31 protein-coding genes and 1 tRNA gene are annotated in these 26,115 nt (G+C 61.3%); 12 read left to right on the top strand and 20 right to left on the bottom strand.

Features of this window, described 5'->3' with window-relative positions; all coding sequences use genetic code 11:
- The first annotated feature begins 172 nt into the window (after window positions 1-172).
- Window positions 173-1,135: a lysylphosphatidylglycerol synthase domain-containing protein gene (locus HJC04_RS29900; RefSeq protein ID WP_221147740.1), complete on the top strand. Its 963-nt coding sequence runs from the start codon at window positions 173-175 to the stop codon at window positions 1,133-1,135.
- Here the strand turns inward: HJC04_RS29900 and HJC04_RS29895 are convergent.
- The 4 genes from HJC04_RS29895 to HJC04_RS29880 are packed head-to-tail and all read right to left on the bottom strand — an operon-like array spanning window position 1,103 to window position 3,445.
- On the bottom strand, window positions 1,103-2,344 hold the full coding sequence (locus HJC04_RS29895; RefSeq protein ID WP_210631664.1) for an RNA polymerase sigma factor: 1,242 nt from the start codon (window positions 2,342-2,344) through the stop codon (window positions 1,103-1,105). The genes HJC04_RS29900 and HJC04_RS29895 overlap by 33 nt on opposite strands.
- A gap of 12 nt (window positions 2,345-2,356) precedes the next feature.
- Window positions 2,357-2,716: a YciI family protein gene (locus HJC04_RS29890; RefSeq protein ID WP_210628543.1), complete on the bottom strand. Its 360-nt coding sequence runs from the start codon at window positions 2,714-2,716 to the stop codon at window positions 2,357-2,359.
- Window positions 2,717-2,718: 2 nt separating this feature from the next.
- Window positions 2,719-3,078 carry a YciI family protein gene (locus HJC04_RS29885; RefSeq protein WP_210628542.1) on the bottom strand — a complete coding sequence of 120 codons (360 nt, stop codon included), beginning with the start codon at window positions 3,076-3,078 and terminating at the stop codon, window positions 2,719-2,721.
- A 10-nt stretch (window positions 3,079-3,088) separates the two neighbouring features.
- Entirely contained in the window at window positions 3,089-3,445 is a 357-nt protein-coding gene (locus tag HJC04_RS29880) for a YciI family protein (RefSeq protein WP_210628541.1), read from the bottom strand.
- Between the two features lie 156 nt (window positions 3,446-3,601).
- Here HJC04_RS29880 and HJC04_RS29875 point away from each other — a divergent pair, with 156 nt between their 5' ends.
- Entirely contained in the window at window positions 3,602-3,817 is a 216-nt protein-coding gene (locus tag HJC04_RS29875) for a hypothetical protein (protein WP_210628540.1), read from the top strand.
- A 9-nt stretch (window positions 3,818-3,826) separates the two neighbouring features.
- Here HJC04_RS29875 and HJC04_RS29870 read toward each other — a convergent pair whose 3' ends face one another.
- From HJC04_RS29870 to HJC04_RS29860, 3 genes are all read right to left on the bottom strand, one after another.
- A complete protein-coding gene (locus HJC04_RS29870; RefSeq protein WP_221147739.1) occupies window positions 3,827-5,329 on the bottom strand; it encodes an AMP nucleosidase in 1,503 nt (500 codons plus the stop codon).
- A gap of 85 nt (window positions 5,330-5,414) precedes the next feature.
- Entirely contained in the window at window positions 5,415-5,594 is a 180-nt protein-coding gene (locus HJC04_RS29865) for a hypothetical protein (protein WP_064809967.1), read from the bottom strand.
- Between the two features lie 214 nt (window positions 5,595-5,808).
- Complete coding sequence (locus HJC04_RS29860; RefSeq protein ID WP_221147738.1) at window positions 5,809-6,147, bottom strand: DUF2147 domain-containing protein; 339 nt, start codon at window positions 6,145-6,147, stop codon at window positions 5,809-5,811.
- Window positions 6,148-6,585: 438 nt separating this feature from the next.
- On the opposite strand from HJC04_RS29860, the gene HJC04_RS29855 reads away from it, so the two are divergent.
- Both HJC04_RS29855 and HJC04_RS29850 read left to right on the top strand, forming a co-directional pair.
- Window positions 6,586-6,855: a sel1 repeat family protein gene (locus HJC04_RS29855; RefSeq protein ID WP_210628537.1), complete on the top strand. Its 270-nt coding sequence runs from the start codon at window positions 6,586-6,588 to the stop codon at window positions 6,853-6,855.
- A 196-nt stretch (window positions 6,856-7,051) separates the two neighbouring features.
- Window positions 7,052-7,489 carry a VOC family protein gene (locus HJC04_RS29850; protein ID WP_221147737.1) on the top strand — a complete coding sequence of 146 codons (438 nt, stop codon included), beginning with the start codon at window positions 7,052-7,054 and terminating at the stop codon, window positions 7,487-7,489.
- A 62-nt stretch (window positions 7,490-7,551) separates the two neighbouring features.
- Here the strand turns inward: HJC04_RS29850 and HJC04_RS29845 are convergent, their stop codons facing one another.
- Window positions 7,552-8,664, bottom strand: a complete 1,113-nt coding sequence (locus HJC04_RS29845; RefSeq protein ID WP_221147736.1) for a pyridoxal phosphate-dependent aminotransferase — start codon at window positions 8,662-8,664, stop codon at window positions 7,552-7,554.
- A 170-nt stretch (window positions 8,665-8,834) separates the two neighbouring features.
- A complete protein-coding gene (locus tag HJC04_RS29840) occupies window positions 8,835-9,260 on the bottom strand; it encodes a PilZ domain-containing protein (protein ID WP_184453433.1) in 426 nt (141 codons plus the stop codon).
- Between the two features lie 415 nt (window positions 9,261-9,675).
- On the opposite strand from HJC04_RS29840, the gene HJC04_RS29835 reads away from it, so the two are divergent.
- On the top strand, window positions 9,676-10,122 hold the full coding sequence (locus HJC04_RS29835; RefSeq protein ID WP_210628534.1) for a host attachment protein: 447 nt from the start codon (window positions 9,676-9,678) through the stop codon (window positions 10,120-10,122).
- 53 nt (window positions 10,123-10,175) lie between these two features.
- On the opposite strand, the gene HJC04_RS29830 is transcribed toward HJC04_RS29835, so the two are convergent.
- A complete protein-coding gene (locus HJC04_RS29830) occupies window positions 10,176-11,042 on the bottom strand; it encodes a LysR family transcriptional regulator (RefSeq protein ID WP_221147735.1) in 867 nt (288 codons plus the stop codon).
- Window positions 11,043-11,131: 89 nt separating this feature from the next.
- Between HJC04_RS29830 and HJC04_RS32000 the strand changes: the two genes are divergently transcribed.
- Complete coding sequence (locus tag HJC04_RS32000) at window positions 11,132-11,380, top strand: hypothetical protein (RefSeq protein ID WP_247241666.1); 249 nt, start codon at window positions 11,132-11,134, stop codon at window positions 11,378-11,380.
- Here HJC04_RS32000 and HJC04_RS29825 read toward each other — a convergent pair.
- Together HJC04_RS29825 and HJC04_RS29820 are read right to left on the bottom strand one after the other, a co-directional pair.
- On the bottom strand, window positions 11,331-11,663 hold the full coding sequence (locus HJC04_RS29825) for a hypothetical protein (RefSeq protein WP_210628532.1): 333 nt from the start codon (window positions 11,661-11,663) through the stop codon (window positions 11,331-11,333). The genes HJC04_RS32000 and HJC04_RS29825 overlap by 50 nt on opposite strands.
- Window positions 11,664-11,690: 27 nt before the next feature.
- Entirely contained in the window at window positions 11,691-11,912 is a 222-nt protein-coding gene (locus tag HJC04_RS29820; RefSeq protein ID WP_221147734.1) for a hypothetical protein, read from the bottom strand.
- A 105-nt stretch (window positions 11,913-12,017) separates the two neighbouring features.
- Between HJC04_RS29820 and HJC04_RS29815 the strand changes: the two genes are divergently transcribed.
- Together HJC04_RS29815 and HJC04_RS29810 are read left to right on the top strand one after the other, a co-directional pair.
- Window positions 12,018-12,452 carry a glyoxalase superfamily protein gene (locus tag HJC04_RS29815; RefSeq protein WP_210628530.1) on the top strand — a complete coding sequence of 145 codons (435 nt, stop codon included), beginning with the start codon at window positions 12,018-12,020 and terminating at the stop codon, window positions 12,450-12,452.
- An 86-nt stretch (window positions 12,453-12,538) separates the two neighbouring features.
- A complete protein-coding gene (locus tag HJC04_RS29810; protein ID WP_221147733.1) occupies window positions 12,539-13,906 on the top strand; it encodes an MATE family efflux transporter in 1,368 nt (455 codons plus the stop codon).
- A gap of 45 nt (window positions 13,907-13,951) precedes the next feature.
- Here the strand turns inward: HJC04_RS29810 and HJC04_RS29805 are convergent, their stop codons facing one another.
- From HJC04_RS29805 to HJC04_RS29770, 8 genes are all read right to left on the bottom strand, one after another.
- On the bottom strand, window positions 13,952-14,113 hold the full coding sequence (locus HJC04_RS29805; RefSeq protein ID WP_210628528.1) for a hypothetical protein: 162 nt from the start codon (window positions 14,111-14,113) through the stop codon (window positions 13,952-13,954).
- A gap of 107 nt (window positions 14,114-14,220) precedes the next feature.
- A complete protein-coding gene (locus HJC04_RS29800) occupies window positions 14,221-15,060 on the bottom strand; it encodes a helix-turn-helix transcriptional regulator (protein ID WP_210628527.1) in 840 nt (279 codons plus the stop codon).
- Between the two features lie 72 nt (window positions 15,061-15,132).
- Window positions 15,133-15,360 carry a DUF1127 domain-containing protein gene (locus HJC04_RS29795; RefSeq protein WP_210628526.1) on the bottom strand — a complete coding sequence of 76 codons (228 nt, stop codon included), beginning with the start codon at window positions 15,358-15,360 and terminating at the stop codon, window positions 15,133-15,135.
- 88 nt (window positions 15,361-15,448) lie between these two features.
- A complete protein-coding gene (gene iolB / locus HJC04_RS29790) occupies window positions 15,449-16,246 on the bottom strand; it encodes a 5-deoxy-glucuronate isomerase (RefSeq protein WP_221147732.1) in 798 nt (265 codons plus the stop codon).
- 238 nt (window positions 16,247-16,484) lie between these two features.
- Entirely contained in the window at window positions 16,485-17,402 is a 918-nt protein-coding gene (iolE, locus tag HJC04_RS29785; protein WP_210628524.1) for a myo-inosose-2 dehydratase, read from the bottom strand.
- 68 nt (window positions 17,403-17,470) lie between these two features.
- Complete coding sequence (gene iolD, locus HJC04_RS29780) at window positions 17,471-19,321, bottom strand: 3D-(3,5/4)-trihydroxycyclohexane-1,2-dione acylhydrolase (decyclizing) (RefSeq protein ID WP_221147731.1); 1,851 nt, start codon at window positions 19,319-19,321, stop codon at window positions 17,471-17,473.
- 198 nt (window positions 19,322-19,519) lie between these two features.
- Window positions 19,520-21,454: a bifunctional 5-dehydro-2-deoxygluconokinase/5-dehydro-2-deoxyphosphogluconate aldolase gene (gene iolC / locus HJC04_RS29775; RefSeq protein ID WP_221147730.1), complete on the bottom strand. Its 1,935-nt coding sequence runs from the start codon at window positions 21,452-21,454 to the stop codon at window positions 19,520-19,522.
- A gap of 92 nt (window positions 21,455-21,546) precedes the next feature.
- On the bottom strand, window positions 21,547-22,422 hold the full coding sequence (locus tag HJC04_RS29770) for a MurR/RpiR family transcriptional regulator (protein WP_210628521.1): 876 nt from the start codon (window positions 22,420-22,422) through the stop codon (window positions 21,547-21,549).
- A gap of 209 nt (window positions 22,423-22,631) precedes the next feature.
- Between HJC04_RS29770 and HJC04_RS29765 the strand changes: the two genes are divergently transcribed.
- The 4 genes from HJC04_RS29765 to HJC04_RS29750 form a co-directional block, all read left to right on the top strand.
- A complete protein-coding gene (locus tag HJC04_RS29765; protein ID WP_210628520.1) occupies window positions 22,632-23,747 on the top strand; it encodes a Gfo/Idh/MocA family protein in 1,116 nt (371 codons plus the stop codon).
- 87 nt (window positions 23,748-23,834) lie between these two features.
- The gene (locus HJC04_RS29760) at window positions 23,835-25,052 is read left to right on the top strand and encodes an NAD(P)/FAD-dependent oxidoreductase (RefSeq protein ID WP_210628519.1); all 1,218 of its coding nucleotides are present in this window, start codon (window positions 23,835-23,837) and stop codon (window positions 25,050-25,052) included.
- Between the two features lie 191 nt (window positions 25,053-25,243).
- Window positions 25,244-25,334 (top strand) — tRNA-Ser (locus HJC04_RS29755).
- Window positions 25,335-25,901: 567 nt separating this feature from the next.
- Window positions 25,902-26,115 (top strand): porin (locus HJC04_RS29750; RefSeq protein ID WP_221147729.1); only part of this gene is annotated, 214 nt, incomplete at its 3' end.

Below are 26,115 nucleotides of genomic sequence, written 5' to 3'. Positions count from 1 at the left end.
CAAGCCGGCAAGGCGCCGTGATTTGTCGGTCTGCCGCCGCGGTTGTCGGCCTTGAAGCGATCTCGCCGCCCGTGGCTTCAACTCCGCCGTTGTGCCCAACCTTCATTTCTCCTAAAACGCCTGGCAATGGAGCCGAGGCTCATGCCGACGCCAAGCGAGGAATGCCTACTACATGAAGAGTTCGATCGTTGAAAGCCAGCAATCCTGGTTTATGCGCAATCGCATGACGGCGCTGACGGTCGCAATTGTCGCAGCCTATGCGCTCTTCGTGCAATGGTTCTGGGGTTGGCCCGTCATCATCAGCCAATGGGCCGATGTCGGGGCAGGCCCGGTGATCGGTGCGCTCGTGGCGTTGACGAGCACCTATTTCCTGCGCACCTGGCGCATCTACGATTATTTTCCCAAGGAAACGGCGGGCCGGTTCGCAATCCTCTTCCGCGTCACGCAGATCCACAATCTCCTGAATATCATGCTGCCCTTCCGCACCGGCGAGACCAGCTTTCCGTTGTTGATGCGCACCGAGTTCGGCATCCCGCTGGCCCGCGGAACCTCGGCGCTCCTGGTCATGCGGCTGCTCGATCTGCACGCGCTCCTGGCGGCGGCCGGTATCGGCTTTGCGCTCGCTGCGGCCGATGCGCTTGTCGCGTGGTCGCTTTGGTCAGGCTTCCTGCTGCTGCCGGTCGCGGCCTTCGCTGCACGCAAGCCGCTTCTGCGGGTCGCCGCGAGGCTGTTGCCGGAAAAGGCGCAGAAATTCGTCGTCGAAATCGAAAACGGTCTGCCGCTCGATGCCGCCGCCTTTGCGCGCGCCTGGGCGATGACCATCGTCAACTGGCTGGTGAAGGTGATCGTGCTCGCATGGGCGCTCGGCCTGATGGGCGTGCTGCCGATGGCGGCAAGCTTCGGCGGCGCGCTCGGGGGTGAACTCTCCTCTGTCCTGCCGGTGCACGCGCCGGGCGGCGTCGGCACCTATCCGGCCGGCATCACCGCCGGTGCCATTGCGCTCGGAGCATCGGGTGAGCGGATGGCTCTGGCCGCGCTGGCGCAGGCAAGCGTCAACGCGCATCTCTTGATCATCGTTTCGGCGCTGACAGGCACCGCGATCTCACTGCCGCTCGGGCGCCGCGGCAAGCTCTGAAATCCGTTTCCGCAGAAATGCCTGCTCCGGCTCCTGCCGACAAAGCGACAGCGCCGTCTGATAGGCGGCGATCGCCTCTTCGGTGCGGCCGAGCCTGCGCAGGAAATCGGCGCGCGCCGAATGGGCGAGGTGATAGGCCGTGAGCTCCTGGCGGCCCAGAATGGCATCGATCAGATCCAGTCCCTTTGCCGGCCCGTCCGCCATAGCGATCGCCACGGCGCGGTTGAGTTCCGCGATCGGCGATGGCTGCGCCGCCAGCAGCAGATCGTAATAGAAGGCGATCCGCCGCCAGTCGGTCTCATCGGCCGTCGGCGCCCTGGCATGCTCGGCAGCGATCGCCGCCTGCACCGTATAGGCGCCGATCTCTGCCGCCCGCATCGCCTCGGCGAGCAGCGCCAGGCCTTCCGCGATTTTCACACGGTCCCAGAGCGAACGGTCCTGGTCGGCGAGCAGCACCAGCGATCCCTGCTGGTTGCTGCGTGCCAGGCGGCGGGAATCCTGCAGCAGCATCAGCGCCAGCAGCCCACGGGCGTCAGGATGCGGCAGCAGCGCCAGAAGCAACCGCGCCAGCCGTATCGCCTCGGCGGTCAGGTCGGCGCGGACCACATCCCCGCCTGATGAGGCGGAGTAGCCCTCGTTAAAGACGAGATAGATGACGTGCAGCACCTGATCGAGCCGCTGAGGCAGTGCGTCGCGGCCCGGCACTTCGTAGGGGATATTCGCGGCCCGTATCCTGTTCTTGGCGCGCACGATCCGCTGGGCGACCGTCGGCGCCGAAACGAGAAACGCATGGGCGATCTCTTCGGTGCTCAATCCGCAGATTTCCCGAAGCGCCATCGCCGTCTGGGCATCGGAGGGGATAGCGGGATGACAGCAGGTGAAGATCAGCCGCAGCATGTCGTCCTCGATCGCTTCCATATCGCCGATCTCCGTTTCGTCGACGCTGTAGAGGCTGTCCTCGATGTGCTGCTGCGAGGCATCGAATCGCGCTCGCCGCCGAATGGTGTCGATCGCCTTGAAACGTCCGGTCGAGACGAGCCAAGCGAACGGGTTAGCGGGGATGCCATCCGTCGGCCATGTCCGGGCGGCCGCGGCAAAGGCATCCTGAAGCGCTTCCTCCGCCCGATCGAAATCCCCGAGCAGGCGGATCAGCGTCGCCAGCACCCGGCGCGACTGGGTTCGATAAATCTCTTCGATCACGCTCTCCAGAGGCGCTCCTCCTCACTGCGGCGCGGTGAGGGTCCGCACGGGCCTGAGCTCGACCGCGCCGAAACGCGCCGAAGGGATCCGTCCGGCAATCTCTTTCGCCTTTACGAGATCTGGCGCCTCGATGACGTAGAAGCCGGCGAGGTGTTCCTTCGTCTCGACATAGGGCCCATCGGTGGCGGAGAGCGTATTGTTTCGAACGCGCAGCACCGTCGCCTGGTCAGGCATCTCCAAGGCATCGGAATGGATCAGGATGCCATCGCGGCGAAGCTCCTCATCGAAAGCGAAATGCGCTTTGATGAGTTCACCGGTTTCATCAGGCGTCAGCCTGCCATCCGTGTCGGCGCTGTTATAAATCATGCAGATATAACGCATGGCTATTTCCCATCCTGGATGGCGTAAGTCGGGCGCACTTCGATTGAGGAATATTTGAGGATCGGAAAGCTCGACGCGATCGTCTTCGCCTCCTCGATATTTTCTGCCTCGATCAGCACAAAACCGCCGAGATGCTCCTTGATTTCGGCAAATGGGCCATCGGTCGCCGAGACTTCGCCATTGCGCAGGCGGACCGTGATCGCTGTTGACGGTTCATGCAAGGCGAGCGCCACCTGCAGATGGCCGCTCTCGCGCCAGCGATTGTCGCTGATGATGCACTCCTGTGTGAGCGCATCCCATTCGGTCTGAGGGACCAGCTTGCTTTTTTCGGTGTCGAACCAGATCTGGCATAGAAATTTCATCGGTTTGTCCTCATTGAGCTGCGAATTCGTGGATTGGCCGCACCTCGATCGCGCCCAGTTTGGCGAGTGGAATGCCGGCGGCAACGCGGATCGCGTCGTTAAGGTCCTTCGCCTCAATCAGAATGAAGCCGCCGAGCGCTTCCTTAGTCTCGGCGAATGGGCCATCCGTCACCGACGTCTCGCCGCTGCGCACCCGAACCGTCACCGCCGAGGTTGGCGGCTGCAGCGCCTGGGCGACGATCATGTGCCCGCTTTCGACGAGGTCCCTGTCGTAGTGCAGTGAATTTGCGTCGAGTTCGGCCTTCTCCTCTTTGGTCATGGCGTCGAGTATCGCGCCATCGAACCAGACTTGGCAGAGATATTTCATCGCGGGGCAGCCTCCTTGCAGGGTTTCAATACCTCTGGACGAATGGGGTGCGGGCATTTCGACAGCGTCAGGACAAATCTTTTGTGCCGGTCACCTGTCGAAATCGCAAGATAGCGCTCGACAAGGCTTCGTTGAAACCTGTCGAGGAGAATGGCAATGAGTATTCTTGAAATCGCGCTGGCAAGCCAGATATGGGCGCGCCGCCATGAGAAGCGCGGGCTGGCATTCGATGAAAGCGGTGGGCTGAAGGCCCTTCTGCGCGTCGCTTTTGTCTTCGTCGCCTTCACCCTGTTGATTGCAGGGCTGAACATTGCCGCCGGCAGACCGCAAATGCTTGCGCAGAGTTCGGCGCCTGTTGCGACCGGCCGGTGAAGAAAAGGCCTATTGGAAGGCCGTCTCGAAGAAGCTGCGCAGTTTGCGCGAATGCAGCGCTTCCGGCGGCATGGCCGCAAGCTTCTGGACGGCACGGATACCGATCTGCAAATGCTGGTTCACCTGCGTGCGGTAAAAGGCCGTCGCCATACCAGGCAGCTTCAACTCGCCGTGTAGCGGCTTGTCGGAGACGCAGAGCAGCGTGCCGTAGGGCACGCGGAAGCGGAAGCCGTTGGCGGCGATCGTTGCCGATTCCATGTCGAGCGCGATCGCGCGCGCTTGGGAAAGCCGCTTCACCGGCCCGCGCTGATCGCGCAGTTCCCAGTTGCGGTTGTCGATCGTGCCGACGGTGCCGGTGCGCATGATGCGCTTCAACTCGAAACCCTCGTAACCGGTGATTTCGGCCACGGCCGCTTCCAGTGCCACCTGCACTTCGGCGAGCGCGGGAATCGGCACCCAGACCGGCAGGTCGTCGTCGAGAACATGGTCCTCGCGCATATAGGCATGGGCGAGAACGTAATCGCCTAGCCGCTGGCTGTTGCGCAGGCCGGCGCAATGGCCGAGCATCAGCCAGGCATGCGGGCGCAGCACGGCGACGTGGTCGGTGATCGTCTTGGCGTTGGAGGGGCCGACGCCGATATTGATCATGGTGATCCCGGCATGACCCTTCTTCTTCAAATGGTAGGCCGGCATCTGCGGCAGGCGGGCAAGTGTCGCATCCGTTTCCGGCGCGCTCGAGCCGGGCAGGGTGACGATGTTGCCGGGCTCGACGAAGGCGGTGTAACCGTCGCCGCCCTCCGCCATCAGCTTGCGCGCCCAGCTGCAGAATTCGTCGATATAGAACTGGTAGTTGGTAAACAGCACGAAATTCTGGAAATGCTCGGCATGCGTCGCCGTATAATGCGACAGCCGGGCCAGCGAATAGTCGATGCGCTGCGCGGTGAATGGCGCAAGCGGCGAGGGCTCGCCCGGCGGCGGGATATATTCGCCGTTGGCGATCTCGTCGTCGGTGGTGTTGAGGTCGGGCGTGTCGAAGATATCGCGCATTGGAACATCGACAAAGGCTGAGGCCGATGCTTCCACATGCGCGCCCTCGCCGAAGGCGAAGTGCAGCGGGATCGGCGTCGACGATTCCGAGACGACGATCGGAACATTGTGGCTCCTAATCAACAGTGACAGTTGCTGCTTCAGATAATGCTTGAAGAGCTTCGGCCGGGTGATCGTCGTCGTGTAGATGCCTGGCGCCGTCACGTGGCCGTAGGAGAGGCGCGAGTCGACATGGCCGAAGCTCGTCGTCTCGATGCTGACCTGCGGATAGAAGGCGCGGTAGCGCGAGGCGATCGGAGCGCCTTGGGCAAGCTCGGCGAAGTTTTTGATCAGGAACGCCGTATTGCGTTCGTAAAGCGCTGTCAGCGTCTCGACGGCCTTGGCGGGATCATCGAAACTCTCGGGCTGGAAAGGGGGCGGAGAGGAAATGTCGAGGGGCGACAGGGGGGAGATTCGTTTGTTCATGACGCATTATAGAGAGTTGTCTTTGACAAGCAAACGACGCCGCGCCGGCGGAATCCGATTTTTTCTCTTAAGAGTCTGATGTCAGTCACCGCACCGTCGGTGCGCAGAAAGTTCCGCTTCTCTCCAGGCAGGTATAGCTCGCGCCGAAATGCGACTGCGTGCCGCCGCCGCCATTGTGCACGACGACCGCCGAAAATGTGACGGCGAAGATCGCCGCGAACAGAGTGATGATTGTGAAACGTCTTGCCAGAATATAGAAGTTCATCCCGGACCCCCAATACGCAACTTAACCGTGACATGAGTTTTGCCACACCTCGGCTGAACGAGTGCTGAGATGCCGGTTCATCCGCCGTTCAGCTTGCGGGGCGGGGTCTGGCGATTGCAATGAGGATCGGCAAGCCTGGAAGACGTCGAGGCATACCGGCATTTCGGCCGGCATGATTACGTTTTTGGATGATTGTTGCGTCGGCCTTATCGAGTCAGAGCCGTGTCCAGGTCTGCGTCTTGCAGAGGATCTTCATCACGCAGCCCTGCATCTTCAGTGAATTGCCGGAAATCTTTCCTGAGCCGCTATAGGTCTTGTCGGCGGCTGGGTCGGTGATCTCGCCGGCATAGCTGCCGCCGGTCCCGGCAAATGTGCCGATCTTGCGGCCGGTATATTTGCCGGTTTTCAGCGTCACGCAAAAGCTCCCGCCGCAGGCGGCAATCACCGCCGTTTCGCCGGAGGCCGTCTTCCAATTGCCGACGATAGGTTCCTCGGCATAGGCTGTCCCCGCGATCACGGCGATAGCGCCGGCAAGAACGAGACTGCGGATCATCTTTTCCTCCCTGATGTCTTCTGACCGGTCGCGAAAATAACTGACGCGAACGTAAAGGTAAATAGAGCCGGCTGTCCGTTCGCCGCTGAATGCAGCCGAAGGCCGACCATAGAACTTTTAAACCCGTCGCCTGCTGATTTCATGATGAACGATCTGTTTATTTCCAAATCTGAATCTTTTGTAAAATTTGAGCGAAAAGGCCTAGATCACAGGGAATCCGATGTTTAACAAAAACCCAATTTTACCAAGCGTTTGCAGTTTGTTTGTCTCAAATTAATCATGCATTTTAGGCGTTTTTTGAAAGCCATTTGGCATAGTCAAGTCATCAGACGAGCGGGGCAAGCCCGCCGGACCGGAAGGGCCGCAAAGCCGCGATAGACGGCAGGGCCCGAAGGTAAAACAGGGTAAGTCGTAAACAGGCTAACAGGGATAAAACCGATGGCACGCTTTGAAATGCACAATGCTGAAACGGCCACCATGGGCGGCGACAACAACAGCGCCGATGTCTTCTGCGAAATGGGTCTGATGTATGCGACCGGCCGCGGCTGCGCCGTCGATCTCATTGCCGCCCACAAGTGGTTGAACATCGCCGCGATCAAGGGCAACGACCGCGCCGCCGAGCTTCGCGCCGACGTGGCCGCCGCCATGAACAAGATGCAGCTCGTGGAAGCACTGCGCGCTGCCCGCGAATGGATGACGGTGCACTGACGCATCGACCGAAAATCTGAAGCCGTTTCAGACGGAACGATACGTCAGCTCGACGTGTTGGAGCGCCGCCTGTCCAAAAGGACGCACGGCGCTTTAACAGATGTTTTCCAAGCTGTCGGTATTGGCGTGCCTCGGACGTCCTTCGTTAGACGAGGCAAGACCTGGTCGATTGCAACGACACCTTGGAGATCAAAACATGGCGCTCAAGCGAATGGACAACGTGGGAATCGCCGTCGAAGACCTCGGAGAGGCGATTGATTTCTTTGGCGAACTCGGCCTCGAATTCGAAGGGAGGGCCACGGTCGAAGGCGAATGGGCCGGACGTATCACCGGACTGGGCGATCAGCGCGTCGAGATTGCCATGATGCGCACGCCGGATGGCCACAGCCGGCTCGAGCTCTCCCGCTTCCTGGCCCCGCCTGTCATCGCAGATCACCGGAACGCACCGGTCAACGCCCTCGGCTACCTCCGCGTCATGTTCGCAGTGGATGACATCGATGAGACGCTTGAAAAGCTCCGCAGGCGCGGCGCGCAGCTCGTAGGAGAGGTCGTTCAGTATAAGGATGCATATCGGCTCTGCTACATCCGCGGACCTGAGGGGATTCTGATCGGCCTCGCCCAGGAACTCAGCTGAACGCAACACCCAGACAAATGGCGAAGACCGACCGATGTCGGCGAGCGGACAGGAATGACAGCTCAGGCGAGTGTCTTCAAGACCTGCGGCAGCGCTTCCTCGAACAGCGCCATATCAGCCTCAGGCCCGACGCTGACGCGGATGCAGCGATTGAGCGGCGCGACACCCGGCATGCGGATGAAGACGCCATGCTCGATAAGGCCATCGACGATCGCCCGCGCATAGGCGCCGTCGTGGCCGGTATCGATCGCCACGAAGTTCGTCGCCGACGCCAGCGGCTCAAGACCGTTCGCCCGGGCAATGCGGCCGATCCGCTCCCGCGCAGCATGGATCTTCCCGATCACTTCGGCCAGATAGGCCTGGTCCTTGAGCGCGGCCAACGCTGCGGCGGTCGCCAGCCGATTCATGCCGAAATGATTGCGGATCTTGTCGAAGGCCTGTGCCGTGCCTGAGGTCGAGATCACGTAGCCGGTGCGTGAGCCGGCAAGCCCATAGGCCTTGGAAAAGGTGCGGGTGCGGACGATGTTCGGCAGATTGATGAGCGAAGCGATCGACGGCAGCGAATTTGCCGGCCCCGTTTCGCTGTAGGCTTCGTCCAGCACCATCATCGTGGTCTCGGGCAGCGCCCGGGCGAAAGCGACGATGCTGTCGGCGTCCCACCAGCTTCCCATCGGATTGTCGGGATTGGCGAAATAGACGAGGGGCGCTTTCTCGCGCCTGACGGCATCGAGCAGCCCGTCGAGATCCTCGCGGTCGTTTGCGTAGGGGACGGTCACCAGGCGGCCGCCAAAACCGGCGACATGGAAATTGAATGTCGGATAGGCGCCGAGCGAGGTAACAACGGACGCCCCCGGCTCTATCACCAGCCGGACGATCTGGCCGAGCAATTCGTCAATGCCGCCGGCGATGGCGATATTGGCGGACGTCACACCGAGATGCGCGCCAAGCGCTTCCCGCAGCGCGAAATTTTCCGGGTCGTTGTATTTCCAGATGTCGCGTGCCTCTTCGCGCATCGCGGCAAGCACGGAAGGGGCCGGGCCGAAGCCGTTCTCATTGGCGCCGATGCGCGCCAGAACGGCACGTCCGCGCTGGCGTTCGATGGCCTCAGGGCCGACGAAGGGAACTGTGGAGGGCAGGGCGCTGATGAGGGGCGTGAAGCGCGAGAAGGCGGACATGCGAAAGCGGTTTCCCGGACATGTTGAGATCAGGCGCAACAATAGGCCCGGGCACGGCCAAGGCAAGCAAGATTATTCCGCAACCACAGCAGCCCGGCGCGCCTGTTCAAACGCGGCAGGGACGGCGTAGCGCTTTGAATCGCCGCCAAATTTCGCCTTCGATCGACGACTTATGCGAGACTGGCCGCCGGCCTTGTCTCCCGAAACATCGGCGCACGCCGGGCGTCGATCGCTTCCATATTGCCGACAAGGAAATCGGCGCGCACGACGCGGCGCAGAACCTCGGGGTCCAGGAGGTTGATGAACCTCACGCCGATGCGTTCCTTATTGCGGTAGACCTCGGCACAGCCGATCCGATAGGCTAGTCCGAGAATGTTGAGATAATAATGTTTCGGCAGACCGGCGGTGGTCGAGACGATGAACGTCGCACCGCCCTGCGATATGTCGATGATCTCGGCGCTTCGCATCGAGACTCCGGTGAGGCACGGCCGGACGGCGACGATACGGGCCGGGCGCTTGACGTTGAACTCTTCCCAGCGCAGGTCGTAAATGGCGGATTTGACCGTTGCAAGGTGTGTGGCGCGGAGCATAGTCATCTTACATTCTCCGTCAGGCAGGGCACAATTGGGGGTTCTTGCTCTGGAGCAAGCTGATCTTGCTTCAGCCACGGTCACATGAATGTTTTGCACATTCGTCAAATATAAAAAGACAATTTTAACGAGTTCAAATTTTGTTTCCATGCGGTACGCCGAATGTTCAGAATCGGAACGCAGGCTCTCCCGCCAAAATGCATTACGGATTGTTCCCCGACCGATTTCGGCGCAGTTTTCTCGAACTCTTTCAATGGTCGGGCGTTCTGCCTAAAGCATGTCGCGCAAAAGTGTCAGCGGTTTGCGATAACGACATGCGTAAAAACAAAAACCGAAAGCGCAAGGAGCGAATCTGAAAGATCGCGACGCGCTTTCGATCGATGAAGCAAGGCGCTTCGATGACGACAGCGAGGAGTTGAAGATGACCGACATCAGAATCCCCGGGAAATCATGGGTCGTAGTCTGCAATGGAGCCAAGGCGCTGATCATGCAGAATGCCGGCGATGCCCAGCTGATGAGCCTGACGGTGTTGGAAACGCTGACGCAGCCGAACGAGCCCGATCGTGAGCTCGGCAGCGACAAGCCTGGCCGCAGCCATGCCGCTGATGGATGGAGCCGCAGCGCTGTCGAAGAGACCAGCTGGCAGGAGCAGGCCGAAGCGCAATTTCTGAAACATGTGGCTGAGCGAATGGACGAGCTGACGCAGGCAAAGGATGCGCGCCGTATCGTCCTCATCGCGCCGCCGAAGGCGCTCGGCACCCTGCGGCCGGCGCTGAGCGCCGGGACGCAGGCGGCTATATTGGCGGAATTGGCGAAAGACTATACCAATCTGCCGATCGACGATATCGAGCGGCATCTCGCCGCGTGATGAAACCAACCGGTGAGCAAACGCGGGCCCGCTGGCCCGCGTTCTTGTTCGCTTCAGACCAACGGTCTCTCTCCGGCAAAGAGATCCTCATGATCGGCAAACAGTGTGGCCAGGCGATCGATGACCGTCCTGACTTCCGGCCTTTGCCGCTCGTCGTCATGCGCGACGATCCACACCTCGTAGGTCAATGCATCGATGACAGGCCCAGCTCGGACGAGCTTGCGCTCCTCGTCGCCGATGAAACAGGGCAACACGCCGCGGCCGGCGCCCCCTCGGATCAGGTAAAAGAGCATATGCGGCGTGTTCGTCCAGCTGGTGATCCAATAATCCGGCTGTTCGAAAGTCCACTTGTCCGCCGGTGTTATGGCGATATCTGTTCCGAGCGAGATCCAGTTACAATTGCTCTCGTCATAATCGGCTGCCTGGTAAACCGCATGCGCTACCTTGACTGAACGGCGGATCGCGACGTTGCCGCCATCCGGCCGGCTGTGGCGAATGGCGATATGCGCCTCGCGATAGGTGAAATCGACGCTCGCGTCACAAGTCTTATAGCACATGCGAAAGCAGTCTTTCGGCGTCCAGACGCTGGCCAGGTGGTCGGCGATGAAGCGCGACGTCCAGCTGTCGACGACCGTCGACACAATCGGCAGCGTCAGCACTTCACCGCGCCAGTCGGAGATCGCCCGCGCCGCATCCTGCATCAGCCGGACGCGATCGAGCAACTCCTGGCCGTCCTTGGCAAGCAGGTAGCCTGTGGGGCCGCGGTTGAACAGCGACCGGCCGGTCAGCCGTTCGAGCCCCAGCATGCGCCGGCCGATCGTCGGCGCACTGAGCCCCGTCCGCGCCGCCGCCGCCGAAAGCCCGCCGCCGGTCGCGACATGGAAGAAAAGCTGCAGATCGTCCCAGCTCGCCTCTTTCATGGATGAAAACCCCCTTTCCTCCATGCCTCTACATAGCGAAGGCGTGAAGGCTTAGCTCAACTACTCCAGCAATAGATGGAGGATAGGCAATGCTTCTCAACTGGGTAGTTCTCTTCAACGAAGTCGCGTCCCGCAATTACCGGATGCGCCGCGATCCCATGGCCGATCCGCTCGATGGCCCGGAATGGCGCGGACTTCTCTGGATCATACCGATCATCGCGCATCTCTCAGCAAGAAGGGGCGAGACGAGGAGGCCGCGCCCCGATCGGGCGGCGATTGGAGGCGGCCTCAGTTTTCGAAGCTCAATCGCAGCACGTGGTGCAGGAATTCCGGATTGAGCAGCATGTTGAAGCTGATCGTCACCAGTTCTTCTTCGCGTTTGACCACGGTGGCGCCGATCTCGTCATGGATGCCGAGTATTTCGAGAAAGAAATGGCTCGGCATCTCGAGGCTCGGACTGACTTCGAGCACCGCGCCGGCAAGCGTGATCGTGCGAATCAGGCAGCGCACCTGGGTTCCGGTGCTGAGGTGATGGCCGACGAAGATGATATTGCCGGGCCTGTCGAGGTGAAACTCCCTGTAGGCACGTTCCGGCTTGGGGTGTTCTGTGTCGAGGTGCATCTGAAAGGCCCTTTTAGCCTCCGCTCATCATAAGCAGAGAATAATGCAAGAGTGCTGACGATTGCTGAAGATCGTCGTTAAGATTGAAGGCTGTTGCTGAGAATCGCTGGAAATCGCATCGATTCCGGCCAGGTCTGCTCCAAATTCGCGCAATTCTGCGGGCAGTCGCGCCATTCTTGACATGCCGACGGCGATCGCGCATACAAAGCCCCGGTTCGAGGCACCGGCCGCTCGCGGATGAAAATCCATGGTGAAGCCCTCGTGATCATGGTCACGGCCCCTTGTGCATGCTGACTGACGGCAATGCGAGCTCCCATTTGCAGTCGAAGAGCATGCCTTGCGAAGGCTCACTCCATGACGACCTATCCCGGCATTGAAGAACTGAAGGCCCAGGCTAAGCGCTTGCGCCAGGCGATGAACGATCGCGGCACCGCGCTGACCCACGGTGCGGCCTTGGAAATGATCGCCCGCCAGCACGGCGCGCGTGACTGGAATACGCTTGCGGCTCTGGCGGCAAAACCCAATGCGGCTACGAAGACGCCGCTCTTCGTCGGCGCCCATATTCGCGGCCGCTATCTCAATCAGCCGTTCACGGGCGAAATTCTCTCGCTTTCGGCTCTGCCGGGCGGCCTCCACCGAATCAGCATCCATTTCGATGTAGCGGTTGACGTGGTCACCTTCGAGAGCTTTTCAGCCTTTCGTCGACGCGTGAGTGCACAGATCGATGCCGACGGCGTCTCCCCCAGGAAGACCTCGAACGGCGTGCCTCATTTGGTGCTCGATCTCTGATCGCTCCTCATCCTTTCCAGGCTGTCCGCATGCATGCGCTTGTTCAAGCCGCAGCGGATGTCGCCCGATATCGCAGGGATTTCTCCATGGCCGATCCTTCCAATGACAATGCCTTCCTCACCGGCTGGCTGCCGGGCGTATTCATCAGAACTGCGGCGCCGATCGTCGCGATCACCACTGTCAACGGCCTGTTTGCTGTCGTCGACGCCTATTTCCTGGGGGCCTATGTCGGCCCCGACGCCCTCTCAGCCGTCAGCCTGATCTTCCCGGGGCTTATGCTGCTGGTCGCCCTGCAATCGCTCGTCTCGAACGGCATGGGAAGCATCCTCGCCCGTCGGCTCGGTGCCGGCGATCGCCAGGGCGCGCGTCGGGTATTTTCCGGCGCCCATACGCTGGCGCTCGCCGTCATCGTGATTCTCATCATGGTCTACTGGACCCTCGGCGGGCGGATCATCGATGCCGGCGCCGCCGGCAACACCGCCGTAGCCGACGGCGCCATGCTCTTCATGGGCGCGATGATCGCCTCGACGCCGGTGAGTTTCTTCCTGTCGCTGCATCTCGACGGGCTGCGCTGTGAAGGCAGGATCGGGTTCATGACGGTGGTCACACTTTCGGCCTCACTGCTTAACATCCTCGCCAACTGGCTGTTCATGGCAGTGATGCATTGGGGCGTGGTCGGTTCGGCCGCAGGCTCCATCGCCTCGCAGTTCATCTGTCTCGTGGCCGTGCTCGTCTATCGCTGGCGCCGGCCGGCGACACTCAGGCCTTCTCCCGCATTCGCCCTTGTCGAGTGGCGCGGCATCGTCGCCTTGGGCGCGCCGATGAGCCTCGGTTTCATCGGCATATCGCTTGCCTCGGCCGCGATTCTGGTCAACGTCTCGCTCTGGAGCACGCGTGAGTATACCGCCACCCTTGCCGCCTACGGCATTATCACCCGCATCCTGACCTTCACCTATCTGCCGCTGCTTGGCCTCAGCATCACACTGCAGACGATCGCCGGCAACAATCACGGCGCCGGCCTTGGGTTGCGCGTCGGCCGAAGCCTGCAGATCGCCATGCTCTCGGCACTCGTCTATTGCAGCCTGGTGGAGATCACGGTGGAATTGCTGGCCGGTCGCATCGGCGCCGTTTTCGTTGGCGATCCCGCCATTATCGCCGAGGTCAGGCGAATTCTGCCCTGGACGATCGGCGCCTATTTTCTCTTCGGGCAGATGCTGATCCTGTCGTCCTATTTTCAGTCGATCGGGGATGCGCCGCGCGCGGCGATCTTCGGTCTGTCGCGACCCTATCTTCTCACCCTGCCTCTCACCTTCCTGCTGCCCTTCGTCTTCGGCGAGCAGGGAATCTGGATGGTGCCTGTCTTTGCCGAGGCAGGCATGGTGGTGCTTGCCTTGCTGGTGCTGTCTGAGAATGCCAGACGCCGCGGCTGGCGATACGGGCTTCTGCCCGCCTGAGAGGCGGAGGCCGCGCCTTCCCAGCGCGGCCTCCGGCGATTGCCCCTATTCGTTGCCGCTCTGAGCGGCCGACGTCGACGCTTCCGCCTCGTTCAGTGCCTCGGCGCATTCCTGGCAGCAGACTTCGACGGTCCTGCCGCCGAGCTTGACGGTGATGATCTCGGCGCCGAGTTCGCAGTCGCAGGCAGCACATGTGGTCTTCTTCATCGGGTAATCCTCCATTGATCGTCCCTGGATCGGGACAGCGCCATAAGAGCATCGAAGACCGCGTCATCGCTGTCGAAAACTTTAGCGATGATCAACTCGGAAAAGCTCTACGGTCGGCGCCGCAGTTGCGCCGAGCGCTGAAATTCGGCCGGAGTCTGACCGAAGGCCTGTTTGAAAGAGGCGCTGAAATGACTGTGGCTGGAAAAACCGAGATCGAGGCCGAGTGAGGTCAGATCGTCATACTGGCCGAGCAGATCGAGCGCCCGGGCAAGCCGCAGCCTCAGCTGATAGCGATAGAGCGGCGTGGCCTCGACCTGCTGGAAGACCTGGGTGAGGTAAACAGGGGAAACGCCGACTTCCGAGGCGATTTCCGCAAGCGTCCAGCGTCGCGCGAGATCGGAGGAAAGCACCAGCTTTGCCCGGTCGACGAGTTTCTGCCGGCCGAGGCTGGCGCCGGCGGCGTGCGACGTGCGCTCGCCGAGCGAGCGGCGAACCAGCGTCAGGGCCAGCGTTTCCGCCTCGAGTGTTTCGGCGACGTTGCGCCTAAGACCGTGACGCAGCAGGGCGACCAGCGCCTGCGCGCGCGGGTCGATCCGCCGGCGCTGGCGGCGGAAGGAAAAGGCCGGGCCGGGCTGCGCCTGCTCCTTCGGCGCCAGCTCTTCCAGCATGGATTCGTCGATCGACAGGTCGATACAGGCATCGCCGCCCGCGATCGGATGACTGATCCGATAGCCCTGAGCGGCATTGAAGAACAACACCTGATTGGCTTCAGCCACCGTATCCGTGCGGCCGACATGGCGCATGAAGACGCCGCGATAGGGATAGACGAGGCTTGTCTTGTGAGCACATTCCTCGTCGCTCTTGTGGCGGCACTCGCCATTGCAGACGACGTCACGAATGGTGACGGTCTTCGTTTTCAGGAGCAGTGCTGTTGAAAACTGCAACATCGTATCATCCGGTTCAGGCAGGCAGCCCGACAAGGCTGCACAGGGGCACAGTAACACAGTGAGTTTGATGTTTCAGTAGCGGCTGTAAACGTGCACGTCGCTTTCTGTCTGCCCCCGGGAGAGGCCGACATCCTTCAACTGAGCGTCGGAAAGTTCCATCAGCGCATTGTAGTTGCGCCGTTCGCCGATCTTGCGCCCCAGCCAGCGGACCGCCGTGCCGACTGCAGAGAGAAGGCCGGGCCGGATGAGCCGCGAAGAGCGGATATTGCGGGCCGGTATCGTGAAATTCGAGCTATGCATGATGATCCTCCATCCTCATTGGATGGAGGCAGTGAACCATCATCGACGGTTTGGCGCTGTCAGATTATTTAGCGATCGAACGCGGCCTTTATACCGTCAGCAGCCATTCGTGCTCGGCGGCATTGTGGAATTTCCAGATCCGCTTCGGCCCAGCCATGACATTGAGATAATAGAGATCATAGCCATGCGTTGCCGCGCAGGGGTGATAACCCTTCGGCACCAGTGTCACGTCGCCGTCCTCGATCGCCATGGCCTCGTCGAGCGAGCGGTCGTCGGTGTAGACGCGCTGGAAACCGAAACCCTGCGGTGGATTGAGGCGATGGTAGTAAGTCTCTTCCAGGAAGCTCTCGTTCGGCAGGTCGTCCTGATCGTGCTTGTGCGGCGGATAGGAGGAGGTGTGGCCACCTGGCGTGATCACCTCGACGACGAGCAGGGAATGCGCCGAATTATCGTCCTCAGGCATGATGTTGTTGACGTAGCGCACATTCGTGCCCTTGCCGCGCGTCACCTGCGGATGCGTACCGGGCGGGATCGCCTTCGCCTGATAATCGCCGCCGCCGGGCGCCGAGCAGACGGCGAGTTCCAGATCAGTTTCCGCCGTGACCGACCAATTCGAACCCATCGGGATATAAAGCGCGTGCGGAGCCCCGTCGAAGGGGTTCATCCGATCGCCGAGCGTCCCGAAATCCTTCGCGCCGGCCGAAGCCTTGCCTTTGCCGCTGACCCAGACCAGGCACACCTCGCGCTCGCCGGTCTCTCCCGAAACAGTCTCGCCCGGTTTGATCCGGTGCAGATCGAACCCGACATAGGTCCAGCCGGCGCTTTCCGGGGTGACATGCGTGACGCAGCCATGCGTGCCTGATGGTTTCACCTTGAGGTTTGGCATTGGTGTTTCTCCTCGTATGTTGATGGGCGCAGCCCCCTCATCCGGCTCCCGGCACCTTCTCCCCGAGGGGAGAAGGTGTATGCCGCGCTGCCTCGTTTCCCCCTCTCCGCTGGGGGGCGAAGGACGGGTTGAGCCCCGTGGCTCAACCCCGGCAAAGGTGCCCGAAGGGCGGATGAGGGGGCTCCTTGCTCCGGCAGTTCGTTCAACCCATCACCGGTGGGGAGGGGCCTTCTTTCCGTTACCGCTTCGGGAAACCTTCCGTTTCCACCGTATAACCAGCCGCCGTCATCACGCGCATTAGTTCGGCATGGCCGATCTCGGCCATCTTCTGCGGCGGCGCCTTGCGCGGATCCTGTTCGGCCTCGACGACGAACCAGCCTTCATAGCCGTGGTCGGCGAAGCGCTGGACGATGGCGCCGAAATCGAGTGATCCATCGCCTGGCACTGTGAAGGCGCCGAGCGCTACGGCGTCGAGGAAGGATTGCCGGCTGCGATCGAGTCCGTCCACTACGGATTGGCGAATGTCCTTGACGTGGACGTGGTTGATGCGGGCGTGGTGATTGTCGATGGCGCGCAGCACATCGCCGCCGGCAAAGGCCAGATGCCCGGCGTCGAGCAGCAGCGGAATACCTTCGCCCGAATTGCGCATGAAGGCGTCAAGCTCCGGCTCGGTTTCGACGACGGCCGCCATGTGGTGGTGATAAGAGAGCGGCATGCCTTGCTCGGCGCACCATTCGCCGAATTCGGTGACGCGGCGCGCATAGGCCTTCATCTCGTCGTCGGTGAGGCGCGGCTTGGTGGCGAGCGGCTTGGAGCGGTCGCCCTGTATGGAGCGGCCGACTTCGCCATAGACGATGCAGGGCGCATTGACCGCCTTGAAAAGCTCGATCATCGGCGCGATGCGGTCCTTGTTGGCGGCAAGCTCCTCATTGACAAGCGTGCCGGAGAACCAGCCGCCGCAGAGCGTCACGTCGGCGGCGCGCAGGATGGGCAGCATCTCCTCCGGGTTGCTGGGGAAACGGCGGCCTTGCTCCATGCCGGTGAAACCGGCACTGCGCGATTGCCGCAGGCATTCTTCAAGCGACACATCGTCGCTAAGCTCAGGAAGGTCGTCGTTCCACCATGCGATGGGCGACATGCCGAGTTTGGCCTTCATCAATATTCTCCTTGAAGACATTGCGGAGGAGCGGGTCCGCTCCTCCGGAAAAATGGGGCTAAACCTGTTCAGCCGATGCGCTGGGAGCCGCGGGCTTCGACATAACCCCTGCGCGCCTTGTTGACTTCTTCGCGCGGGCTGACTTCCGGCACCGCGACATCCCACCAATGGCCGCCGGCCTCAGTGGTGATCAAGGGATCAGTGTCGATGACGAAGACGGACGTACGATCATTCTTCCTCGAATCGACGATCGCCTGCTCGAGTTCGGCGATGGAGCTGACCTTGACGGCGATGGCGCCCATGCTTTCGGCATGCGCGCGGAAATCGATCTCCGGCATCACCTCGTGATAGGAGTCCTTCAGCAGATTGTTGAAGTTGGCGCCACCGGTCCCCATTTGCAACCGGTTGATGCAACCATAACCGCGATTGTCGAGCATGACGATATTGATCTTGAGGCCGAGCATGACCGAGGTCGCGATCTCGGAGTTCATCATCATGTAGGAACCGTCGCCGACCATGACGACGACATCCCGTTCGGGGCGCGCCATCTTGGCGCCGAGCCCGCCGGCGATCTCGTAGCCCATGCAGGAGAAGCCGTATTCCATATGATAACTGCCGGGCGCCGTCGCCGGCCAGAGCTTGTGCAACTCGCCGGGCAGACCGCCTGCGGCGCAAAGCACTGTCGTGTTCTCGCCGCCGAGAGTGCGCGCCACCGCGCCGATCACCTGCGCATCGGAGGGCAGGGCGGTGTTGGTCGCCGCCATCGCCTTGGTGGCAGCCTCCATCCAGAGTTTCTTTTCCGCAACTGCCTTCTCGCTAAGCGCTGCCGGCGCCTTCCAGCCGGAAAGCCCTGCCGAAAGCGCCTTCAGCCCTTCGCGGGCATCGGCCACCACAGGGTGGCTGTCGTGCTTCACCGCGTCATAGGCGGCGATGTTGAGGCCGACCATCTTCACGTTGTCGTTCTTGAAGAGCGCCCAGGAGCCGGTCGTGAAATCCTGGCAGCGCGTGCCGACGGCGATGACGAGATCCGTCTCTTCGGCGATCGCGTTCGCCGCCGATGTGCCGGTGACGCCGACCGAGCCGAGCGCCAGCGGATGGGTCTCGTTGATCGACGACTTGCCGGCCTGAGTGACGACGACGGGAATGGCGTGGCTTTCGGCAAAGGCCGCGAGTTCCTTCGTTGCCTGCGAATAGAGCACGCCGCCGCCGGCAACGATCACCGGCTTCTCTGATGCCTTGATAAGGGCGATGGCATTTGCCAGTTCGTCGGCATCCGGCTGCGGCCGGCGGGTCGTCCAGACTTTTTCTTCGAACAGGCTTTCCGGATAATCGAAGGCCTCGGCCTGAACGTCCTGGCAGAGCGACAGCGTCACCGGGCCGCAATCGAGCGGATCGGTCAGCACCTGCATGGCCCGCTTTAGCGCGGTGATGATCTGCTCCGGCCGGGTGATCCGGTCGAAGTAACGCGAAACCGGGCGGAAGGCATCATTGGCCGACACGGTGCCGTCGCCGAAATCCTCGATCTGCTGCAGCACCGGATCCGGCGCGCGGTTGGCGAAGACGTCGCCAGGCAGGAAGAGAACGGGAATGCGGTTGACATGGGCGACACCCGCGGCCGTCACCATGTTCAGCGCGCCGGGGCCGATCGAGGTCGTGCAGGCCATGAAGCGCGTGCGGAAATTTGCCTTGGCATAGGCGATCGCGGCATGCGCCATGCCCTGTTCGTTATGAGCGCGGTAGGTCGTCAATTCCCCGCGCACCTGATAGAGAGCCTCGCCGATGCCGGCGACGTTGCCGTGGCCGAAGATCGCCCAGACGCCGCCGAAGATCGGCACCTTTTTGCCGTCGACAACAGTCATCTGTACTTTCAGGAAATGCGCGATGGCCTGCGCCATCGTCAACCGTATCGTCTTGCCCATCGGGGCCTCCCGAACTTTTAACTTTTTGTCTGGTTTCCCCTCCCCAACCCCTTCCCACAAGGGAGGGGCTAACTCGTGGGGGCTCGCCGCATTTCACCGCAACGTTGCGTCCGCAAGAGAGCTCGTTTGTGGCGTGAAGCGATTCCTCAAGTTAAGTCCCTCCCCCTCGTGGGGAGGGGTTGGGGAGGGGTCTAATTCTCAGTGAAGCCCGCGCGTCTGAAGCCAGGCCTCTGTCAATTGCCGGAAACGGCTGGCCATGTCGGCGATTGCCGCCTCGTCGTTTATTTCGCCGGAGAGCCAGGCGCGCGCCGGATCGGCAAAGATCGTCCGGCCGACGGCGAAGCCCTTCACCGAGGGAGCCGCCAGCGTCGCCTCGAAACAGGAGATCAGTTCCTCTGCGGGCGCTTCGAGCCCGAGAAGCACGATACCACGGCACCATGGATCATTTTTGGCGATCACCGCATCGATCTTCTTCCAGGCTTCGCCGGAAGCCTGCGGCTCCAGCTTCCACCAGTCCGGCTTGATGCCGAGCGCGTAGAGTTCCTCCAGCGCGGTGGCGATCGTATCGTCGGCGAGCGGGCCGTTCTTGCCGGCGATGATTTCCACCAGCAGCTCGCGACCGACTTTGCGCGCGGCCTCGAAAAGCGTGCGCAGCTTCTCCTGCTGCTCCGTCTTCAATTCGGCCGGATCGTCGGGGTGGTAGAAGCACAGGCACTTGATGCAATGGTCGAGCGGCCATTCGACAAGCTGCGAGCCGATATCCTGGCTGAATTCGAAGCGCAGCGGCTTCGAGCCCGGCAGTTCGACAGGCCGGCCAATCCAGGAGAAATTCTTCGTCGCCGCATCGAAGAATGCGTCGCGGCCGAAACGTTCATCGATCAGCATGCCGTAGCCCTCGCGGCCGTTCGAAACGCGAGCGGCGGCTTCGACGGCGAGCCGCTTGAAGGCGACGATCTTGTCGTGGCCGACGCCGAGTTCATCGGCGACGCTGACAAGCTGCGAGCGGTGGTCGATCGCCAGCGCCATCAGAAGCGGGATTTCGCCGCGCCGGGTCGATGCCCAATGGATATGGTTGATCGCCTCGTCCTTGCGCAGCGCCCGATGTTTGCTGCCGGTCTTCAGGAAGAAGTCGAGTTCCGCCCAGGTCGGATATTCGGGCGAGCAGAGCAGTCGGGAGACGGCGAAGGCGCCGCAGGCATTGGCCCAGGTGGCGCAGGTCTTCAGCGGCTCATCGCGCAGGAAGCCGCGCAGGAAGCCGGACATGAAGGCGTCGCCGGCGCCGAGCACGTTGTACACCTCGATCGGGAAGCCCTGGCCGACGATGCCGGCTTCGAGGTCGTCGGCGATCGGCCCGTCATAAACGATGCAGCCCATCGCGCCGCGCTTGAGCACGATGGTCGCCGGCGTCAGCCGTCGGATCTCCTTCAGCGCGCCGAGTACGTCGTCCGCGCCCGACGCGATGAGGATTTCTTCTTCGGTGCCGACGATGAGATCGCAATCCGGCAGCGTCTCCTTCATCTTCGAAGAGACGCGGTCGGACTTCACGTAGCGCTCGAAGCCTTCCGCATGGCCGGCAAGGCCCCAGAGATTCGGCCGGTAGTCGATGTCGAAGATCACCTTGCGGCCGTTCTCCTTGGCGATGCGGATCGCCTTGCGCTGCGCGGCCTCGGTGTTGGGCCGCGAAAAATGCGTGCCGGAAACGAGAACGGCGCGCGACGACTTGATGAAATTCTCGTCGATATCGCCTTCCTCGAGCGCCATGTCGGCGCAGTCGGAGCGATAGAAGATCATCGGCGACACGCCTTCGGCCTCGACCGCAAGCAGCACCAGCGCTGTCAGCCGTTCCTTGTCGGTGACGATGCCGTCCGTCGCCACACCTTCCCGCGCCGCCTGCTCACGGATGAAGCGTCCCATCTGCTCGTCGCCGACGCGGGTGATGAGCCCGGACTTGAGGCCGAGCCGCGCCGTGCCGATGGCGATATTGGACGGGCAGCCCCCGACGGATTTGGCGAAAGAGGCGATATCCTCCAGTCGCGAACCGATCTGCTGGCCGTAAAGATCGACCGAGGAGCGGCCGATGGTGATTACATCAAGCGCCGGCTCCGGCTGTAATCCCGGATTCGATTGTATCATGATGTCCTCCCGCTAGATTTTGCGCGGCTTCCAGTGCCTGCGAATATTTAATAATGAAACATCGGTTCCGATATTTTGTCAATTCGGAATGTTTATTCCATTTTGGCTTTTACAGCTTTTGAATGCTGACGTTTTCGACGCCGTTCGGCGATGGCGACCGGCAGCGCCATGGTCAGCGCCATCGAGGCCGACAGCGAGCGGAAGCCGGCAAAATCGGCCTCCGCCACTTCGAACCAGTGCGTGGCGCAGGCAGCGAGGGGCGAGAAGGCCGAATCGGTAATGGCGATGACGGGGACGCCACGGTCGGCAAGTTCCTGGCTCTGGCTGAGGCTGTCGGCCGCGTAAGGCGAAAAGCTCGCCGCGATCGCCGCATCCCTGGGTGTTGCGAACTGCACCATCTCAGGGTCGACTCCGTTCGGCGAGGCGACGATCTGATGGCGGATATTGAGCTTGGAAAAAGCGTAGGTCATGTGCGCCGTCAGCGGGTAGGAGCGCCGTTTGGCGATCAGATAGATCGTGTCGGCGCCGGCAAGGAGATTGACTGCCTTCGTGAACGTATCGCTCTGCACCGTCGCCGCCAGCCGGTTGACCGATTGGCTGGCCGCCGCAATGAAGCCGGAGAGCAGATTGGCGTCTTCGTCGTCGCCGCTCGTTTGCTCCAGCGTGACGAGCCGCTCTTCATAGCTCAGCGTCCGGTCGCGCAGCCGTTCGCGGAAGATGCTCTGCAGATCGGAAAAGCCTCCATAACCGAGATGATGCGCGAGGCGTACCAGCGTCGAGGGCTGGACGTCGGAGGCGGCCGCGATGCTCGCCGTCGTGCCAAAGGCGATTTCATCGGGATTGCCGAGCGCGAAGGCGGCGACCTGCGCCAGCCGCTTAGGCATGTTCGCCTTGCGCTCGATGATGGTGCTGCGCAGGCTTTCGAAATCGCGCGGCACGCGCGCGTGCCTTTGGGGATCATTATCCATGCTTGCGGCTCACGGGATGAAACAAATATTCCATATTGCCGAGCATAGACGATTTCGAACGGCGCGCCTAATTGTTTTTAATCGCCTGTAATTGAAGGGTTTTGTACAATCGCACCGATAGAATGAAGGCCATATGCCTGCCAACGGTCTCTTGCCAAAATGATCCAGATATTCCAAAAATCCGCGCACACTTCTGGAGGAGATGGAAAATGAAGCCACTTGGCATCGGTTTGATCGGCACCGGTTATATGGGCAAGTGCCATGCACTGGCCTGGAATGCGGTGAAGACCGTGTTCGGCGATGTCGAGCGTCCGCGGCTCGTGCACCTGGCTGAAGCCAATGCCGGGCTTGCCGAGGCCCGTGCCGGTGAGTTCGGCTTCGAAAAGGCAACGGCAGACTGGCGGGCGCTGATCGCCGATCCCGAGGTCGACGTCGTTTCCGTCACCACGCCCAATCAGTTCCATGCCCAAATGGCGGTCGCTGCCCTGGAAGCCGGCAAACATGTCTGGTGTGAGAAGCCGATGGCGCCCGCCTATGCCGATGCCGAGCGCATGCTGGCGACGGCGGAGCGGTCCGGCAAGATTGCCGCTCTCGGCTATAATTACATTCAGAATCCCGTCATGCGGCACATCAGGAAGCTTGTCGGCGACGGCGCCATCGGTACGGTCAACCATGTCCGCGTCGAAATGGACGAGGATTTCATGGCTGATCCCGACGTCTTCTTCTATTGGAAAAGCGAGCTTTCCGCCGGCTATGGTGCACTTGACGATTTCGCCGTGCACCCGCTGTCGTTGCTCTGGTATCTTTTCGGCCATGTCGAGGCCGTCATAACGGATATGGTGAAGCCCTATGCCGACCGTCCGCTCAGCGAGGGTGGCCGCCGCGCCGTCGAAAATCACGATGCCGCCAACGTGCTGATGCGCTTCGGCGGCGGCATCTCCGCTGTGTTGATGGCGAATCGCGCCGCCTGGGGTCGCAAGGGGCGCATCGCCCTGCAGATTTACGGCTCGAAAGGCTCGATCCTCTACGACCAGGAGCGCATGAACGAGTTCGAACTCTATCAGGCAGAAGGGCCGGGTTCGGAGCAGGGCTTTCGCAAGATACTGGCGGCGCCTGCCCATCGGCCCTATGATCGCTTCATCCCGGCTCCTGGCCATGGCCTCGGCTTCAACGATCTGAAGATCATCGAGTGCCGCGAGCTGATCCGGGCAATATCAGGCGAGCCGTCGTCGATCGTGACATTTAAAGACGGTCTCAGGATAGAAAAGTCGGTGCATGCCATGGCACAGTCCTTCCACGAGCGTCGCTGGATCGAAATCGGCTGAATGTAAGAAGCCGCTTTCCGTTGACGGCGCATAGGGCAGGGGATAGGCCTTGGCGTAAGTGTCGAGCCTAGTTTCAGGAGTGAGATCGTGACGGATAGAGTGGTGATCATCGGCGCGGGACAGGCGGGTTTCGCCTTGGCGGCCAAACTGCGTGCTTTGAAGGATACGCGCCCGATCACGCTCATCGGCGCCGAAGATGTAGCCCCCTATCAGCGCCCGCCGCTTTCGAAGAAATATCTGCTCGGCGAAATGAGCTTCGATCGCCTGCTGTTCCGCCCGGAACACTGGTATGCCGACAACGACGTCGATCTTCGCCTTTCGACCTGGGCCGAACAGATCGAGCGGGACAGCAAGCAAGTTCTGCTGCAGGACGGCTCCGTTCTCGACTATGGTACGCTGGTGCTCGCCACCGGCTCGACGCCGCGCCGGCTGCCGGCAGCAATCGGCGGTGATCTCGAAGGCGTCTATGTCGCCCGCGACAAGCGCGACGCCGATCTGCTGGCCGATGAAATGCGCCCGGGTCGTCGCGTCCTCATCATCGGCGGCGGTTACATCGGCCTCGAGGCTGCGGCCGTCGCCCGCCATCGTGGCCTCGAGGTCACGGTCATCGAAATGGCCGATCGTATCCTGCAGCGTGTCGCGGCGAAGGAAACGGCCGACCTCATGCGCGCCATTCACGAGAGCCACGACGTGGTGATCCGCGAGAAGACCGGCCTGAAGCATTTGATCGGCAAGAATGGCCGCGTCTCCGGCGCCGCCCTTTCCGACGACTCGGTCATCGATGTCGATTTCGTCGTCGTTGGCATCGGCGTCGTGCCGAACGATCAGCTTGCCAAGGAAGCCGGTCTCGAAGTCGCCAATGGCATCCTTGTCGATGAATTCGCCCGCACCTCCGATCCGGCGATTTTTGCGGCCGGCGATTGCGCCGCACTTCCATGGCAGGGTGGGCGCATCAGGCTCGAATCGGTGCAGAACGCTGTCGACCAGGCTGAAGCTGCGGCAGCCGTCATCGCTGGTGGCGACGAGCCCTATGAGCCGAAACCGTGGTTCTGGTCCGACCAGTACGACGTCAAGCTGCAGATCGCCGGCTTCAATCTCGGCTATGACGACACGCTTTTGCGTCCGGGCGCCCGCGAAGGGGCTCACTCGATCTGGTACTTCAGGGAAGGCCGGCTGATCGCTGTCGACGCGATCAATGACGCGAAGGCCTATGTGACCGGCAAAAAACTGCTGGAATCTGGCACTAACCCCAATCGAGCGATCCTCGCCGACCCCTCAGCCGATCTGAAGAGCCTATTGAGCTGAGTCCGCGAGCGCGCGCGCCGCAAGGCGTGTGCGCCTGAAGGATCGATCGGCCGAGCTTTTGGAGGCGGGCGCAGACGAGCGATTTTTCTCGTCTGGCCGTAAAAAGCCGAAAGGCCGCCGCTGCATTTCTTCTGGTGAAAACTCAAAAAACCCTTGCATTCACAGACCGCTCACCCTAGTTAGGCGGCACCGGAGAGGTGGCCGAGTGGTCGAAGGCGCTCCCCTGCTAAGGGAGTATACGTCAAAAGCGTATCGTGGGTTCGAATCCCATCTTCTCCGCCATTTCGATTTCCGCAACGCATCCAAGTCTTATCTTCTGTTGGCGAATCACGGCCGCTTAGTCGGCTATCGCCCCCAAGTCGCGCGCAGGAGAATCGTTTCGTCTCGACGAGAGAGAATCGTCGGCGGGAATCACGTTTTGCTCTTCTGCCTCAGGCAGCGCCGATAGCGGATCCGTGAACGTGCGGTTACGCTTTCGGGAGCTGCCATCTCTCCCGTAACTGCCGGATCTTGTCGAAAAGGTGTCGCGAATGCGTCGGAAGGCGCTTGTCCAGTTCTTTGTCGATTTCCGCTAAGCAGCCGCAAAACCAGGCTTTTCTTAACAAAGCATAAAGGAAATCGGGGCCGGTTGCCCGACTTGTGTCCTTTCGGCAACAGAATGTCGGGAAGGCTCCCGCAAACCACCCATTCGAGTAAGTTGGTGATTGCGTGACGGTCGCCGTCTTGTATTTTCACCCTCGGAAGCAAGGGCGACGGATCGTCCACTTCTTGAAACACGGGGATGGGGCAGGGAACGCTGCTCAGCGAAAGATCCCAAACCCGATCGAAACTTTGAATTGGAGGTCATTTATGAACATCAAGAGCCTTCTTCTCGGCTCCGCTGCTGCTCTCGCAGTAGTTTCCGGTGCTCAGGCTGCTGACGCTATTGTTGCTGCCGAGCCGGAACCGGTTGAATATGTTCGCGTCTGCGACGCTTACGGCACCGGCTACTTCTACATCCCCGGCACCGAAACTTGCCTCAAGATCGAAGGCTACATCCGTTTCCAGGTCGACGTTGGTGATC

Source organism: Rhizobium sp. NLR8a, from assembly GCF_019685235.1.
GTDB lineage: Bacteria > Pseudomonadota > Alphaproteobacteria > Rhizobiales > Rhizobiaceae > Rhizobium.
The sequence above is the reverse complement of the archived record's forward strand: the minus strand, read 5'-3'. Positions and strand labels throughout refer to the sequence as shown.